We start from the raw sequence: 16,408 nt of genomic DNA, 5'->3' as shown, positions 1-16,408 counted from the left end.
TGTGCATGCGAACGTCGCCAGAATTCAGAGCAACGCCCAATCCGCCGTGTCAGCTCGATCCGCGTTTTAGCCGGCTCAATCGCTCTCGTAACGTCGGAACAGGCGTGATCGCGGATGGACGCGGCGCATGCGCTGAAGAGGGGGCAGCCTTAGCCGGCTTGACGTCGGGTTTTGCGCCTGAATTCGCCGAATCGTTATCGGGCAGTGCGTCGAGTTGCGGCGATGCGCTTCGCGCGGTAGGCGTCACCTGCCCGCCCGCGGTGCCGGAATCCCCGTCTCTTTTCTTCGCATCCTTCGCGACTGCGTCAACGTATTGCATCGCGGGCAGCATGCTCGTCAGTTTGTGCGGTATCCAACTCATCTCGTGACCTCTCCTGTTTTCGTATCGGGACGCCTATGGAACCCGAAAACGGGAACCGCGGCTGACGCTGAACGAAGACGTCGTCGATCGAACGAAGAACAGGCGAGGCCCGACGTCGCAATGGGAGACACCGCGCTCGCAAGGGCACCGGGGACGATTCATGGGCCGTGCCGGCCTATCTTCCCGTCCGCTGATGGGACGGGTTTGCGCGGCGGCGAATTCTCAGCGCCGCCAGCGAACCACGGCGTGCTTGCAATGCGTTCTCTTACACCAACGCCTTGCCGGATTCCGCGTCAGCCGCCGAGTTCTTTCGCTGAAAAAAAGCGGGGATTTTATGACCCAATGCGATGCACGGCTTCTCAAGCAAAAACCACGATAGAACCGCAAGAAGAAGCGCACATGCAAACGTCATCGCCTGATTGCCATGTATTCCCGACTTCGGAAATAGATTGGCGAAAGTATTCTGGATCGGCCATCCGAATACGTAGACGCCGTATGAGAAATCACCAGGCAGCCGAATCGCTTTCACGACGCGAAGCGACATGACCCATAGGGCTGTCATGAGAAAGGCGAGGCAGAACGCGTATTCGAACGCGGGACCATGTCTCACCGCGAACGCGATGAGCGCGACGCCGATGCAAAGCCGCCCGTCTATCCGCACGCGATCCTTGTAGAGTGCGAGCAGCGCGCCAAATGCAAAAAATGCCGGGAGGCGTCCACCCGCATTGACGTTGGACAAACCTATCGCGGTGATGCTTTCCGGCCGGATCAGGCAGACGGCGATCACCGTCACAAGCACTGAGGCAGCTATCGGCTTGTAGCGAAACAGTCCGCACATGCCGGCGCCGAGCAGTAGCGCGTAAAGCATCAGTTCGTATTTGATGGTCCAGATCGAACCGTTTGCATGCGGATATAACGCGTGATCGAACACGCCCGGCAACAGGTATTCGTTGTAGGGATGCAAGAGCACATGGACGAGTTCGGCCCGGTGATGGAAGTAATCCGAAGTCGACAGCGACGTGAGCGCCGGCCCCATCACGACGATCGTCGCCACGGACGCGACGATCAACAGCGGGAAAATACGGAAAACGCGGGCCGAGGCGAAACGAATTGCACTCGGCTTTGAAAGCCAGCTATTGGTAACGAGGATGCCGCTCAGAAAGAAAAAGAACTTGACCGCAAGCGAGCCGGAATAATCGAAGTCCAGCAGATTTTGAATGGGATCGTCGACGCCCGGGACGGGAACCAGCCTGTATCCGTGGCCCCAGATGACGGCGGCCGCGGCGATCAATCGAAGCAGGTCGGCGTTGTTATTGCCACGGCGAAGCAATTGGTCAAGCGTCATGATCCGTATCTTCCCGGTTGCCGACCGCACGTTAGCGCGTTGAAAAGAAAAACGGGCCAGGAGGCCCGTTTTCATTGATGTGATGTCCTGGCGGAGAGACGGGGATTCGAACCCCGGATAGGCTATTAACCTATACACGCTTTCCAGGCGTGCGACTTAAACCGCTCATCCATCTCTCCGGCGGGGAGCCGAATTATAGCAAACTTCACGCCCCGCGCCACTCCTCTCCGGAAAGCCGGTCAGGGATGCCGGATGTAATCCACCAGCGCCCGCGTATACGCATCCGGTTTCCGATCCACCAGACTCACGCCGATCGCCACCAGAAAGCCAGCCGGCACACCGAACACGCCCGAACTGATCGGCTCGATGCCGAACCATCGCGCGCCCGCGAAACCCGTCAACTGCGTGAAGAACGGGTACGTCGAGACGATGTAATAGATGCACACCACCAGCCCCGCCACCATGCCCGCCACCGCGCCAAGCCGCGTGGTGCGCTTCCAGAAGACCCCCAGCACCAGCACCGGAAAGAGGCTCGAGGCCGCCAGCGAAAACGCCGCGCCCACCAGAAACAGAATGTTCCCCGTATTGAGCGACGCCACATACGACGCGAACAGTGCCACCCCCAACAGCAGAATCTTTGAAATCGTCACGCGCCGTTGACTCGATGCGCCAGGATCGACCATGTGGTAATACACGTCGTGCGATAGCGCATTGGCGATCGTCAGCAGCAAGCCGTCCGCGGTCGAGAGCGCCGCGGCCAGCGCTCCCGCGGCGATCAGCCCGGACATCACATACGGCAGCCCCGCGATTTCAGGCGCGGCGAGCACGACCATATCCGGCTGCATCTGAATCTCGCTCCAGCGCACGATGCCGTCGCCGTTCGTATCGGCGAGACTGATCAGGCTCGGCTCGACCTTGCGCCATTGCGTGACCCACTGCGGCAGATCGGCAAAGTGATGGCCGACCAGGTCGGTCAATATCTCGTACTTGATCAGCACGGCCAGCACGGGCACGGTCAGATAAAACAGCGCGACGAAGAACAGCGTCCAGCCGACCGAGCGTCGCGCGGACGCCACCGAGGTCGTCGTGTTGTAGCGCGTGAGGATATGCGGCAAGCTCGCCGTGCCGAGCGACAGGCACAGCAGCAGCGAAAGAAAATTGCGCTCGTGCGTGCGCCGCTCGTCGGCGCTCGCGCTGGGAAACGGTTCATGCATCGGCACCGGCGCGGCCGCGCGCATCAGCATTTCGTCGCGGCGCTGACTCCACACGACCTGCGCGGCGGCGGCATCGCGGGGAAAACGTTCGAGCGCCCTTTCGCGCTCCTTGATCTCGCGCAGCGGACCGTTGCGGCGGCGCAAGTCCGCGACTTCCTGCACGAGACGCTGCTTCTCGTCGACGAACGATTGCGGCAAGGTATCGAGCCGCACCTGCATCAGCGCGGCGCGCCGCCGGTAATCGTCGCGTACGGTCTGTTCGAGCGGCGCGTCGCGCACCTGTTTCTCGAGACCTTCCACGCGCTGCATCAAGTGTCCGTAGTTGAATTGCGGGAACCAGCCGAGGCCCTCCTTGTGCGCGATCATCGACACGGGAATCAGGATCGCCGCGATCAGGATGATGTATTGTGCGACCTGGGTCCACGTCACCGCCCGCATGCCGCCGAGAAACGAGCACACCAGAATGCCGGCGAGTCCACAGAAAATGCCGACTGTGAAATCCACGCCGATAAAGCGCGTCGCGATCAATCCGACGCCCTGGAGCTGCGCGACCAGATAGACGAACGAGCACAGGATCGCCGCCAACGCGGCGAGGCCGCGCACCGCGTTGCTCGAAAAGCGCGTGCCGAGGAAATCGGGAATCGTGTAGCGCGCGAGCTTGCGCACGTACGGCGCGAGCAGGAACGCGACGAGGCAATAGCCGCCGGTCCAGCCCATCACATACGCGAGACCGTCGTAGCCGGTCGCATAGATCGAACCGGCGAGACCGATGAACGAGGCGGCCGAGAGCCAGTCGGCGGCCGTCGCCATGCCGTTGAAGGCGGACGGCACGCGCCGCCCCGCGACGTAGTATTCGACGAGGTCGGACGTGCGCGACAGCAAGCCGATCACCGCGTACACCGCGATCGGCACGAACAGGAACACATAGCCGATCCACACGCCGGGGCCGGTGCTGCGCTCGATGCGCCACATCACATAGATGAATAGCAGGAAGCCGAGCGTATAGAACGCGTAGGAGCGGATCAGCCGGTTCGCGAGCTTCATCGGCTCGGTATCCGGGCGTCGGCGCCGGGACGAACGTCGGCATCGGCGCTGGCACGAACATCCGCGTCGAATGCGCGTTGCAGACGGCGGTCGGCACGCTGCATCAGCACGATATACACGCCGATGAGCGCCAGGTAGATCAGAATCGCCCCTTGCGCGCCGAAGTAAAAAGGCAGCCTGAAGCCATCGACGCGCAGATGCGCCAACGCCGGCGCAACCAGCGGCAACACGAACGACACCGTGAAGCCCAGCGTCATCAATGTCGCAATCAACGCGAGATTGAAGCGCCAATAGCTTTGATGCGCGCGCGCCATCACCGCCGAGACCGTGGGCGGTTCGGGCGCGGGATTCAGCGGAACATGAGAGGAGTGGTGCGGCGCGGCCATGCGCCTATGTATCAAAAAGCCACCGGGCAGGCAATCGGGATTGTCCGCGCGGTGGCTTTAACGGCCTGATTCAAGCGGTCGGCGCCTGGGGCAAGAGCAAGGGCGCTTAGTCCTGTACGCCCTCGCCCGAAGCCCCGGCAAACCCAAGCTCAGAGCGACTCGCCGAGCTGATCGAGAATCGCCGGGTTCTCCAGCGTGGACACATCCTGGGTGATGGCCTCGCCTTTCGCAAGCGAGCGCAGCAGGCGGCGCATGATCTTGCCCGAACGCGTCTTCGGCAGATTCTCGCCGAAGCGGATGTCCTTGGGCTTGGCGATCGGACCGATCTCCTTGCCGACCCAGTTGCGCAGTTCGTTGGCGAGCTTCACCGCTTCCTCGCCTTCCGGACGTGCGCGCTTGAGCACGACGAATGCGCACACGGCTTCGCCGGTCGTCGCATCGGGACGGCCCACCACGGCCGCTTCAGCCACCAGCGGATTGGACACCAGCGCCGATTCGATCTCCATCGTGCCGAGACGGTGGCCCGACACGTTGAGCACGTCGTCGATGCGGCCCATGATCGTGAAGTAGCCGGTTTCCTTGTCGCGCACCGCGCCGTCGCCGGCGAGATACAGCGTGCCGCCCAGTTCCTCGGGGAAGTAGCTCTTCTTGTAGCGGTCCGGATCGCCCCACACGTTGCGCAGCATCGACGGCCACGGACGCTTCACCACCAGAATGCCGCCCTGCCCGTTCGGCACGTCCTGGCCGGTCTCGTCGACGACCGCCGCCATGATGCCCGGCAGCGGCAGCGTGCACGAACCCGGCACGAGCGGCGTGGCGCCCGGCAGCGGCGTGATCATGTGGCCGCCGGTTTCGGTCTGCCACCACGTATCGACGATCGGGCAGCGCCCGCCGCCGACGTTCTCGTGATACCACACCCACGCCTCGGGATTGATCGGCTCGCCGACCGTGCCGATGATGCGCAGCGACGACAGGTCATAGCTCTTCGGATGCACTTTCTCGTCGGCTTCGGCGGCCTTGATCAGCGAGCGGATCGCGGTGGGCGCGGTATAGAACAGCGAGACCTTGTGCCTGGCGATCATGTCCCAGAAGCGGCCGGCGTTCGGATAAGTGGGCACGCCTTCGAACACGACCTGGGTGCCGCCGAGCGTCAACGGACCATACGTGATGTAGCTATGGCCGGTGATCCAGCCGATGTCGGCGGTGCACCAGAACACGTCCGTGGACTTCCAGTCGAAGGTCCACTTCATGGTCTGCGCGGCCCACAGCAGATAGCCGCCGGTGCTGTGCTGCACGCCCTTGGGTTTGCCCGTCGAGCCGGAGGTGTAGAGAATGAAGAGCGGATGCTCGGCGCCGACCCACTCGGGCGGGCATTGATCGGATTCGGCTTGCGCGATCTCGTGCATCCACAAATCGCGGCCTTCGTTCCATGCGATCTTGCCGCCGGTGCGCTTGTACACGATCACGCTCTTGACCGCTTCGCAGCCGCCCATCGCGAGGGCTTCGTCGGCGATGTTCTTGAGCGGCAAGGCTTTGCCGCCGCGCATCTGTTCATCGGACGTGATGAGCGCGACGGCGCCCACGTCGACCAGCCGCTCGTTCAGCGACTTCGACGAGAAGCCGCCGAACACGACCGAGTGCGTGGCGCCGATGCGCGCGCAAGCCTGCATCACGACGATGCCTTCGATCGACATGGGGATGTAGATCACGACACGGTCACCCTTCTTCACGCCGCGCTTTTTCAACGCGTTCGCAAAGCGCGATACGCGTTGCAGCAGTTCCTGATAGGTGATGTTGGTGACGGTGCCGTCGTCGGCTTCGAAAATGATCGCGACGCGCTCACCATTGCCGGCTTCGACGTGACGGTCGAGGCTGTTATACGACGCATTCAGCTGGCCGTCTTCGAACCATGTATAGAACGGCGCGTTCGACTCGTCGAGCACCTTGGTGAAAGGCGTGTTCCAGCTTAGCGTCTCGCGAGCGAGGCGCCCCCAGAAACCTTCGTAATCGCGTTCCGCTTCGGCGGCGAGCGCCCGGTACGCGTCCATGCCGGAGACGGCCGCACCAGCCGCGGCTTCAGCGGAGGGCGGGAAAACACGGCGTTCCTGAAGAACCGATTCAATCGCAGACATCGACAACCCCTTGGTGAAGATGAAACGTAAAACCTGTGCCGGCGCGCCGTTGGCACGCCCTGTCATGTCGACGCCGCGCTCAGGGACCGATGCGCGGCGCGCTGTCTCCAACCCTCGCGCGCCGATCGACGATCGCCGCGCCGCGGTCCGTTGCCGGCATCGTCATTCATGTGGCAACACCACATGAATGCGTGCGACGCGCGTCCCGCTCTCGTGCTCAAACATAAACGCTGCAACTTACCGGCCACTTACGCGAGGCGCGCCGGCTTGCCCGCGAAAACCCTTAGACGGTTCGCACGGCGCATTCAATGCAGCCCAACGGATGCGCAACGCATGCTACGCGTCAGGGCCGCATTCATGCGCTCGAACCCGCAAGGACGAGCACGCCATCACGCTCGCCCGCGCGGCCTCTCACAATCCTAACTGAACTAACCGCTCCGACTCCAGCTTGAATCGCGATTCCTGGCTTCGCATGACCTCGGCGGCAATTCGGAATCGGCAAATAGCGCGTCGAGTTTGTCCGCGTCGCTTTGTTCGCGCCGCCGCGCTTCATGATAGCGATGGCCGTAGTGTGCTGTAGTGTGGCCGCTGTCGCGCATGGCAAAGCTGCGCCAGGTCAAGCGCGATGAATGGCTCGATCTGTTTCCGCAGGCGCGGGCCACTATCCTCGGGTTTACGCTAGCGATGCTGAGCGGCGTGCGGCACGCTAGTAGCGCCGCGAATGCCCGCGGCGATCCGCGGCATCGTTTTCCCCGGCAAGCAGCCCGCGCTCGCGCATGACATCCCGCTCGTCTGCGGTATCGCCGGCATCGGCCTGGCGAGCCTGAATGGCAAGCGGCGCCCCGCCCTCCGCAATGCAGCAAATTCAGCCGACGCTGTACAATAGCGCGCCTGACGCGAGCTTCATCGGCCCGCCGGGGCCGCGCCGCGCCGTCTATCCCTGGTTTGCCTGCCTGATTCGGGCGCGTGGTTCGCGCGACGGGTCGGCGCCCTGGTCCGTGTTCCGTCACCTGCGTTTCATCCGACTCTTGCCTATGTCCGCTTCGCGACCCGACTCCGCCTTTCAGCGCCGCCGCATGGCGCCGCTCCCCGCCGTCATCTTCATGAGCCGCTGGCTGCAGGTGCCGCTCTATCTGGGCCTGATCGTGGCCCAGGGCGTCTACGTCGTGCTCTTTCTGAAGGAAGTCTGGCATCTCGTCTCGGCGTCGTTGACGCTCGACGAAACCAACATCATGCTGGTCGTGCTCGGCCTCATCGACGTGGTGATGATCTCGAACCTGCTGATCATGGTGATCGTCGGCGGGTATGAAACCTTCGTGTCGCGCCTGGGCGTCGAGGGTCATCCCGACGAGCCGGAATGGCTCGATCACGTGAACGCCGGCGTGCTGAAGGTGAAGCTGTCGATGGCGCTGATCAGCATCTCGTCGATCCATCTGTTGAAGACCTTCATCAGCCCCGACCAGAATACGACGCACGCGATCATGTGGCAGGTGATCATTCACGTCGCGTTCCTCGTCTCGGCGCTCGTCATGGCATTCGTCGACCGCCTGACCACGCATACGCATCCCAAGCATTTTCAGGAACCCGTGGCGCTGCACGCCGTGGGTTCGACCGGTTCCACTCCCATGAAAGCGCACGACTGACCGCACTGCCCTGCGAACAGAAAAAAGCGCACCGTCCCCCACTGAGCTAGCCATGACCGTCATCAAACAGGAAGATCTGATTCAGAGCATTGCCGATTCGCTTCAGTACATCAGCTACTACCATCCGCTCGACTACATCCAGGCCTTGGGCCGCGCGTACGAACTCGAGCAGAGCCCGGCCGCGAAAGACGCGATCGCGCAGATTCTCACCAACAGCCGCATGTGCGCGGAAGGCAAGCGCCCGATCTGCCAGGACACCGGCATCGTCACGGTATTCGTGAAGGTCGGCATGGACGTGCGTTGGGACGGCGCGACGATGGGCGTCACCGACATGATCAACGAAGGCGTGCGCCGCGGTTATCTGAACCCGGACAACGTGCTGCGCGCGTCGATCGTCAGTCCGCCGGAAGGCGCGCGTAAGAACACGAAAGACAACACGCCGGCCGTGATCCACTACGAGATCGTGCCGGGCGATAAAGTCGACGTGCAGGTCGCGGCCAAGGGCGGCGGCTCCGAGAACAAGTCGAAGTTCGCGATGCTGAATCCGTCGGACTCGATCGTCGACTGGATCCTCAAGACCGTGCCGACGATGGGCGCGGGCTGGTGCCCGCCGGGCATGCTCGGCATCGGCATCGGCGGCACCGCCGAAAAGGCGATGGTGATGGCGAAGGAATCGCTGACGGATCCGATCGACATTCAGGACGTGATCGCACGCGGCCCGAAAGACTGGATCGAGGAACTGCGCGTGGAACTGCACGAGAAGGTCAACGCGCTCGGCATCGGCGCGCAAGGTCTCGGCGGTCTCGCCACTGTGCTCGACGTGAAGATCATGGCCGCGCCGACGCACGCCGCGTCCAAGCCGATCGCGATCATCCCGAACTGCGCGGCCACGCGTCACGCGCACTTCACGCTCGACGGCTCGGGCGTCGCGAAGCTCGAAGCGCCGTCGCTCGACGCATGGCCGAAAGTGCAGTGGGAACCGAATACGGAAACCAGCAAGCGGGTCGACCTGAACACGCTGACGCCGGAAGAAGTCGCGGGCTGGAAGCCGGGCCAGACGCTGCTGTTGTCGGGCAAGATGCTGACGGGCCGCGACGCGGCGCACAAGCGCATCGCCGACATGCTGGCCAAGGGCGAAAAGCTGCCGGTCGACTTCACCAACCGCGTGATCTACTACGTCGGCCCGGTCGATCCGGTGCGCGACGAAGCAGTCGGCCCGGCGGGTCCGACCACCGCCACGCGCATGGACAAGTTCACCGAGACGATGTTGTCGCAAACCGGCCTGATTTCGATGATCGGCAAGGCGGAGCGCGGCCCGGTCGCCATCGAGGCGATCAAGAAGCACAAGGCCGCGTATCTGATGGCCGTGGGCGGCGCCGCGTATCTCGTGTCGAAGGCGATTCGCAGCGCCAAGGTCCTCGCATTCGAAGACCTCGGCATGGAAGCGATCTACGAATTCGACGTGCAGGACATGCCGGTGACGGTCGCCGTCGATTCGAACGGCACCTCCGTGCACCAGACCGGCCCGAAGGAATGGCAGGCGAAGATCGGCAAGATTCCGGTCGCGACGGTTTGATTCGCCTGTAGCGCCTGTCATGTTTTTGAAAAAGCCGGGGCTCGCAGTCCCGGCTTTTTCATTGCCGCGCGAGGCGGGACGCGTGATGCCGGGGACAATGTCAAAAGATGCTTCTGTTCCCTTGGCTTTTTCAGGCGTGGCGTTTATTGTTGTTGGAAATTCAAAGTCCCCATAAGGAATCACCATGCAAGGCGACAAGAAAGTCATCGAGTATCTGAATGCTCAACTGAAAAACGAGCTCACCGCCATCAATCAGTACTTCCTGCATGCGCGGATGTACAAGCACTGGGGCCTCGATAAGCTCGGCAAGCATGAATACGACGAATCCATCGGTGAAATGAAACACGCCGACTGGCTCATCGAACGTATTTTCATGCTCGACGGCCTGCCGAATCTGCAAGACCTGCACAAGCTGCTGATCGGCGAGGAGACCAAGGAAATCCTCGAATGCGATTTGAAGCTCGAGCAGATTTCACAGTCCACGTGTAAGGAAGCGATCGCCTATTGCGAATCGGTTCGCGATTTCATCTCGCGCGAAATCTTCACCAAGATTCTCGACGACACGGAAGAACATATCGACTGGCTAGAAACGCAACTGGATCTGATCGACAAGGTCGGCATTCAAAACTATCAGCAAACCGGCATGGGTTCGATCGAGTCCTGATCGAACCAAGCTGAACCAGCGCGCGCGTCGGCTCGTGAGACCGTTCATGCGAGTGAACCTGCGCCGCGCGGGCGATATACTTGCGCACTTCCCCGTTCTCTCGAGTCTCACTTGACCGCCGTGCCACGCGTGTCCTCTTCGCCTATGTCCGCGGAATCAACGTCTCCGAATGCTTCGGCTAGCGTTTCCAATGCCGGCTCACACGCGCCGGTCGGCATTTTCGATTCGGGTCTGGGTGGTTTGTCTGTGTTGCGGGCGGTTCGCGCCCAACTGCCCGACGAGGCGATTCTGTATGCCGCCGACTCGCTCTACGCACCCTACGGCGAGCGCGACGACGATTTCATCGCCGACCGTACCCTCGCGATCGGCGAATGGCTCGTCAAGCAAGGCGCGAAAGCCTTGGTGGTTGCCTGTAATACGGCGACCGCGCAGTCGATCGCGCTGGTGCGCGAAAAGCTGCCGATTCCCCTGGTGGGCGTCGAACCGGGCGTCAAGCCGGCCGCGCTGCAGTCCAAAACCCGCGTCGCCGGCGTGCTCGCCACGCAAGTGACATTGCGTAGCGCGCGCTTCCAGGCGCTGCTCGAACGCTACGCTTCCGATTGCCGTTTTCTCTGCCAGCCGGGCCACGGGCTCGTGCAGGCGGTGGAGCGCTGCGATGTCGGGTCCGACGAATTGCGCGCGCTCCTGCGCGGCTACCTGCAGCCCATGCTCGACGCCGGCGCCGATACGCTGGTGCTCGGCTGCACCCACTATCCGTTTCTCGATGCGGCGATCCGCGACATCGTCGGTGACCGGCTGATGCTGATCGACACGAGCGTCGCTATCGCGCGCCAATTGGAACGCGTGCTGGAACAGCATGGCCTGCGCGCTCCGCCGCAAGGCGCTGGATCGGTTCCGCCCCGTTTTTATTCGACCGGCGACGGTACCCATCAACAACAACTCGCCGCCACGCTGCTGCATATCGACACAACGGTCGAACAGGTGTCGATCCCCTCGCCCCGTACGGCAGCGCCAGATTCCCAAGCCGCCTGAACGTCGCTAGTGCGCCGAGGCGCGCCACGCGGCTCACCTCGGCATTTTGAGCGGATTCGGACGTTTTTCCGTCCTTGGACCATTCACGCCGCATAGCGCCCTCCGACGCGAAACCCTTCTAACAATCTGGTTTTGTTACAAAAAAACGCGCAGGGTGCTTGCCAAATGGGCCGAACAAAATGATAATAATTCGCATTAACGTTAGCTATGACGCCCACCATGATTGTCTGTGTCTGCAAGTCTGTTTCTGACCGAACGATCCGTGCTTCGATCGCGGAAGGCGTCGATTCATTCGACGAACTGCAGTTCGAGTTAGGCGTCGCTTCGTGCTGTGGCAAATGCGCCGATTCCGTCCGTGACGTCATGATGCAAAGCGGCGTGTGCGCAAGCCGCTGCGGCGTGGAGCACCATTCGCAGGCGGTCCCGCTGACGTTTTACGAACGCAAGGCGGCCTGAGTCGAGATTGCGAGGCGCGGCCCGAGCCGCGCCTTGCTGCTTCGCCCGTTTCGTTGGTGCTTTTCCCCTTAACCCACTGCCGTCAGCAAGCCAGTATCCGTACCAGCCAGCTACCCCGCTCACCATCAAATGGAGTTCGAGATGGAATTGCTGATTGGTTTCGTGACTACCTTGTTCATTTCGCTGCTGATCTTCCGAACATGACGATGTCTTGTCTGAGGCGCTGTACCGACAGCGCGCCGCCACGCTAACATGCAGGCCTCGCATACCGTTTCAGCCGGCGCCTCGCCGGCATCACCCAACCGAATGAATTCCCGCGTCCTGACCGCGACCGCCATGGTTGCGGCGATTCACGTCGCTCTGCTTGCCGTCGTGCTGACGCTGCGCCATGACCCCGTCGTGCAGCCGCAACTCGAATCGCGCGTCATGACCGCGCAATTGCTGCCACCGGCACCGGTCGCCGCGCCCGTCGCGGTTCAATCGGTGGCCCCGCCGCCGCCCACGCCCACGCCGCCCGTGCGCACGAAGCCGAAGGTCCAGCCGAAACCGACGCCAACGCCCAAGCCGGCGCCTACACCGTTGCCGCAGGCCGCCACGCCATCGCCCACGCCTGTCGCGGCTGCCGATCCGACGCCGCCCGCGCCCCCGGCACCCGCCGCGCCGCCCGCTCAGGCCGCGCCGGCAATCTCGCGCCAGACGATGGAAATCACCGCGCCGAAGAACGTCTCGCACCTCGACTGCAACATCGCCAAGCCCGACTATCCGTCGCTCTCGAAGCGCCGCGGCGAAACGGGCACCGCGTATGTGAAGTTCGTGGTCGGCCTGACCGGCAAGCTCGAAAACATCGAACTGAAAAAGAGCAGCGGCTTCAGCCGTCTCGACGACGCCGCGCTCGCCGCCGTGCACGCGAGCGCCTGCAAGCCTTATCTCGAGAACGGCCAGCCAATTCGCGCTGCGTACACTCAGCCTTACGACTTCAATCTGAACGATTGAAGCAGATTTCAAAAAAGGAATGGCAATGCAAAACTACGGATTGGCGCACGTGTGGGCGCAAGGGGATTTCGTGACGCGCGGCATCGCGCTCGCGCTGTTGATCATGTCGGTGCTGTCGTGGAGCGTGATCGTCATCAAGGGCTGGAACGTGATGCGTCTGAACCGTCTCACGAAGAACGCCGAGCAGGCGTTCTGGCACTCGGACGATCTCGCCGACGGCGTGAAGAAGCTCGGCGCCGGTTCGTCGACGCCGCAGGACAATCCGTTCCTCGCGCTGGCGCTGTCGGGCCAGGAGGCAGCCGACCACCATCATCAAACGCAGCCGCATCTGCACGATCGCATGGACGTGTCGGACTGGGTCACGCGCTGCCTGAAAGACACGATGGATGAAAGCGTCGCGCGCATGCAAAGCGGTCTCGCGATTCTCGCTTCCATCGGCAGCACGGCGCCGTTCGTCGGCCTGTTCGGCACGGTGTGGGGTATCTATCACGCGCTGCTGGCGATCGGCGCGAGCGGCCAGTCGTCGATCGATCAGGTGGCGGGGCCGGTCGGCGAAGCGCTCATCATGACCGCATTCGGTCTGTTCGTCGCGATTCCGGCGGTGCTCGGCTACAACGCCTTGACGCGTGCCAACAAGGCGATCGTCGCCAAGCTGAGCCGCTTCGCACACGGCCTGCACGCATTCTTCGTGACGGGCGCGCGCCTGTCGTCGTCGCGACGTGGCGACGGTCTGCGCCTCGCCACGCGCGCCAACTGATCGACGAGGCATTCCGATGGCAATGAGCCCTTTCGCCGGCGACGATGACGACGGCTTGATGAATGAAATCAACATGACGCCGCTCGTCGACGTGATGCTGGTTCTCCTGATCGTGTTCATGGTGACGATTCCGGTGATCCGTCACGCGGTCAAAATCGATCTGCCGCATGCCAGCAGTCAGAAGGAAGACACCAAGCCCGCACAGGTAACGGTCGCCGTCGACGCGGACGGCAATGTGTTGTGGAACGACAGGAAGGTCGACGACGCGGCGTTGCGCGTGAAAATTGCAGAGGCCGCGCAAGCGAACCCGCAACCTGAACTCCATCTGGATGCGGATCGTAAAGTGCCGTATGAGAAAGTGGCCGAAGTGATGTCGGCGGCGCAAGCCGGCGGCCTCACCAAGATTGGTTTCGTTACGCAGCCGAAAGGAAAGTAAGCGAGGAAGTAGCGCTCACCTTGCAGAAAATCCCTTAAAACAGGGGCTAAAAGTAAAAGGCCTTCATCGTCAGATGAAGGCCTTTTTTTGTGCGCACTCGGCGCCTTCGGGCGGCGGGATCATTTGCCATTAGTCGAGGACCGATAGCTCGAATCATCGCATGCGACAGCCGTGTTCAACACGGACAGCGCGGTCAGCCCTATCAGGCCCGCTATGATAGCGGCCATGAGTTTCCGCATAAGAGACTCCTTAGCGAAGGGATTTCACTATAGGCCTGTGACCGCAAGCGTTCAAGCAAAGCGCCATTGAAAGTACTCATGACAAGCCGCGCTTAAATGCTAAAAGCGATGCTCGAAGGCTTAGCGGGCTATGAGGTAACCGCGAGCGCCGGCTGTGCCGCGGCGTTTTTCTCCTCTCTTACCGGACACTCACCCGTGACGTGCTTGCCGTCGTCCGGATCGAGCATCTCGACCAGATAATCGACAAAAGCACGCACGGCCGGCACCATCCCCTGCCGCGAGACGAATACCGCGTACAACTGCGGCGTCGGGAAAGTCCAGCCCGGCATCACGGGCGACAATTGCCCCGCACGCAACGATGCGCCGTACATCATCTCCGGCAGCGCGGCGATGCCGACGCCGGCCAGCACCGCCTCACGTATCGTCATCAGATCGGCGGTCACGAGACGCGGCTCGTGTTCATGCGCATGACGTGTGCCGTCCGGCGCGATCAGGTTGTAGACGTGGCGTCCGTCGCCGGTCGGCACGTCGAGGGTTTCAAAACGATTGAGATCGGCCGGCAACAGCGGCGGCGCATTCTGCTGCAACAGGCTCGGGGCGCCCACCAGCATCTGCTGCGTACGCCACAACGGCCGCACCACGATGTTCGCGCTTTCGGGCGGATCGGAACGCACGCGCAGCGCGACATCGATCGAATCCTCGAACAGGTCGATCACGCGGTTCGTCACTCGCATCACCACGCGTACTTCCGGAAAGCGGTGCATGAATTCGGGCAGGATTTGCGACAGGATGGTCTGCGAAACCGTGACCGGCACGCTCACCCGCACCGTGCCGCGCGGCGACGAGCGCAATTGCTGCACGACGTTGACGGCTGCTTGCGCCTCGCTCAGCATCGCCTGACAGTGCTGATAGAAGAGCTGGCCGGCTTCGGTCAGCGCCAGCTTGCGTGTGGAACGCTGTAACAGACGCACGCCCAACGACGCCTCAAGTTCGGTCAGCCGGCGCGATAGGCGTGACTTGGAGATCCCCAGCACGCGCTCGGCGGCGGAAAAACCACCGTGTTCGACGACCTGGGAGAAGTACATCAGGTCATTCAGGTTGTGTGAATCGATCTTCATCTCATCGTTCCATTAATAGAACAATCAATTGCATGACGGCGGCTGGCACCCCTAAAAACGGTCCCTATAATAGCTCCATGTTTCAAAAATAGCGCTATTCCCATTTTTCGAGGTGACATTTGATGAGCACGACACGCACGATCGAACGGACGTATCCGGCCGTTCGCACGACCGAGGGCGGGGGCTTCATCGTCCACCGTCCGTTCCCGACCCGCATGCTGATGGATTTCGATCCGTTCCTGCTGCTCGACGAAATGGGGCCGATCGATTACGCGCCGGGCGAAGCCAAGGGGGCGCCGGACCATCCGCACCGCGGCTTCGAGACGGTCACTTATGTGCTGGAGGGCCAGTTCGGCCATAAGGATTCGGCGGGCCATTCGGGCACGCTCCATGCCGGCGATGTGCAATGGATGACCGCGGGCGCGGGCGTCGTGCACAGCGAGATGCCGGACCCGTCGTTCGTGCGCACCGGCGGGCGCGTGCACGGCTTGCAACTCTGGGTGAACCTGCCGCGTCGCGACAAGATGATCGCGCCGCGCTACCAGGACATGCCGTCGTCGAGCATTCCGGTTGCGACTTCGGCGGACGGCAAGGTGCGAGTCAAAGTGATCGCCGGCGAAGCGCTCGGCGTGAAAGCCGCGATCGAAACGCGCACGCCGATCCTGTATCAGCATTTCTCGCTGCAGCCCGGCGCAACGATCCGGCAGCCGGTGCCGGCCGACTATCGCGTGTTCGCCTACAGCTTGTCCGGCAAGGGCCTCTACGGCGAAGGCGAAGCACGCCAGGAAATCGGCGCGCGGCAAATGGTCGTGTTTCAGAACGACGGCGAGACCGTCACGCTCACGGCCGGCGCCGAGCCGCTCGAAGTGCTGCTCCTGGGGGGCGTGCCACTGAAGGAACCGGTTGTGCGCTACGGCCCGTTCGTGATGAACACGGAAGACGAGATCCGCCAGGCCGTCGTCGACTACCAGGCGGGGCGCATGGGCGCGATCACGCATTGATGAGAGGCTGA

The 16,408-nt window shown here is 62.4% G+C and carries 15 protein-coding genes and 1 tRNA gene; 10 read left to right on the top strand and 6 right to left on the bottom strand.

Annotated elements, in window-relative coordinates:
* Positions 1-626: 626 nt before the first annotated feature.
* From CUJ90_RS05645 to acs, 5 genes are all read right to left on the bottom strand, one after another.
* Entirely contained in the window at positions 627-1,781 is a 1,155-nt protein-coding gene (locus CUJ90_RS05645; protein WP_114162156.1) for an acyltransferase family protein, read from the bottom strand.
* A gap of 13 nt (positions 1,782-1,794) precedes the next feature.
* Positions 1,795-1,885 (bottom strand) — tRNA-Ser (locus CUJ90_RS05640).
* Between the two features lie 60 nt (positions 1,886-1,945).
* Positions 1,946-3,964, bottom strand: coding sequence for a sodium:solute symporter family protein (locus CUJ90_RS05635; RefSeq protein ID WP_114162155.1), 2,019 nt, complete (start codon positions 3,962-3,964; stop codon positions 1,946-1,948).
* Positions 3,961-4,350, bottom strand: coding sequence for a DUF4212 domain-containing protein (locus CUJ90_RS05630; RefSeq protein WP_073431438.1), 390 nt, complete (start codon positions 4,348-4,350; stop codon positions 3,961-3,963). The genes CUJ90_RS05635 and CUJ90_RS05630 overlap by 4 nt, the downstream gene beginning before the upstream one ends.
* 149 nt (positions 4,351-4,499) lie before the next feature.
* The gene (acs, locus tag CUJ90_RS05625) at positions 4,500-6,482 is read right to left on the bottom strand and encodes an acetate--CoA ligase (protein WP_114163447.1); all 1,983 of its coding nucleotides are present in this window, start codon (positions 6,480-6,482) and stop codon (positions 4,500-4,502) included.
* A gap of 721 nt (positions 6,483-7,203) precedes the next feature.
* On the opposite strand from acs, the gene CUJ90_RS32615 reads away from it, so the two are divergent.
* The 9 genes from CUJ90_RS32615 (at position 7,204) to CUJ90_RS05585 (ending at position 14,039) form a co-directional block, all read left to right on the top strand.
* A complete protein-coding gene (locus CUJ90_RS32615; RefSeq protein WP_159442595.1) occupies positions 7,204-7,368 on the top strand; it encodes a hypothetical protein in 165 nt (54 codons plus the stop codon).
* Positions 7,369-7,516: 148 nt separating this feature from the next.
* Positions 7,517-8,125 carry a TIGR00645 family protein gene (locus CUJ90_RS05620; RefSeq protein ID WP_073431461.1) on the top strand — a complete coding sequence of 203 codons (609 nt, stop codon included), beginning with the start codon at positions 7,517-7,519 and terminating at the stop codon, positions 8,123-8,125.
* A gap of 52 nt (positions 8,126-8,177) precedes the next feature.
* A complete protein-coding gene (locus CUJ90_RS05615) occupies positions 8,178-9,701 on the top strand; it encodes a fumarate hydratase (RefSeq protein ID WP_073431437.1) in 1,524 nt (507 codons plus the stop codon).
* A 184-nt stretch (positions 9,702-9,885) separates the two neighbouring features.
* Positions 9,886-10,365 carry a bacterioferritin gene (gene bfr / locus CUJ90_RS05610; RefSeq protein WP_073431436.1) on the top strand — a complete coding sequence of 160 codons (480 nt, stop codon included), beginning with the start codon at positions 9,886-9,888 and terminating at the stop codon, positions 10,363-10,365.
* 144 nt (positions 10,366-10,509) lie between these two features.
* Positions 10,510-11,397, top strand: coding sequence for a glutamate racemase (gene murI, locus CUJ90_RS05605; protein WP_073431435.1), 888 nt, complete (start codon positions 10,510-10,512; stop codon positions 11,395-11,397).
* Positions 11,398-11,616: 219 nt separating this feature from the next.
* Positions 11,617-11,853, top strand: a complete 237-nt coding sequence (locus tag CUJ90_RS05600) for a (2Fe-2S)-binding protein (protein ID WP_073431460.1) — start codon at positions 11,617-11,619, stop codon at positions 11,851-11,853.
* A gap of 252 nt (positions 11,854-12,105) precedes the next feature.
* Positions 12,106-12,846, top strand: a complete 741-nt coding sequence (locus CUJ90_RS05595) for an energy transducer TonB (protein ID WP_073431434.1) — start codon at positions 12,106-12,108, stop codon at positions 12,844-12,846.
* A gap of 25 nt (positions 12,847-12,871) precedes the next feature.
* Positions 12,872-13,603 carry a MotA/TolQ/ExbB proton channel family protein gene (locus CUJ90_RS05590; RefSeq protein WP_073431433.1) on the top strand — a complete coding sequence of 244 codons (732 nt, stop codon included), beginning with the start codon at positions 12,872-12,874 and terminating at the stop codon, positions 13,601-13,603.
* Between the two features lie 16 nt (positions 13,604-13,619).
* The gene (locus CUJ90_RS05585; protein ID WP_073431432.1) at positions 13,620-14,039 is read left to right on the top strand and encodes an ExbD/TolR family protein; all 420 of its coding nucleotides are present in this window, start codon (positions 13,620-13,622) and stop codon (positions 14,037-14,039) included.
* Positions 14,040-14,406: 367 nt separating this feature from the next.
* Here the strand turns inward: CUJ90_RS05585 and CUJ90_RS05580 are convergent, their stop codons facing one another.
* A complete protein-coding gene (locus CUJ90_RS05580) occupies positions 14,407-15,396 on the bottom strand; it encodes a LysR family transcriptional regulator (RefSeq protein ID WP_073431431.1) in 990 nt (329 codons plus the stop codon).
* A 122-nt stretch (positions 15,397-15,518) separates the two neighbouring features.
* Here CUJ90_RS05580 and CUJ90_RS05575 point away from each other — a divergent pair, with 122 nt between their 5' ends.
* Positions 15,519-16,397, top strand: coding sequence for a pirin family protein (locus CUJ90_RS05575; protein ID WP_073431430.1), 879 nt, complete (start codon positions 15,519-15,521; stop codon positions 16,395-16,397).
* Positions 16,398-16,408: the final 11 nt, after the last annotated feature.

This window comes from Paraburkholderia terricola (assembly GCF_003330825.1).
Lineage (GTDB): Bacteria > Pseudomonadota > Gammaproteobacteria > Burkholderiales > Burkholderiaceae > Paraburkholderia > Paraburkholderia terricola.
Note: the sequence above shows the minus strand (reverse complement) of the source record. Positions and strands in the feature narration are given on the sequence as shown.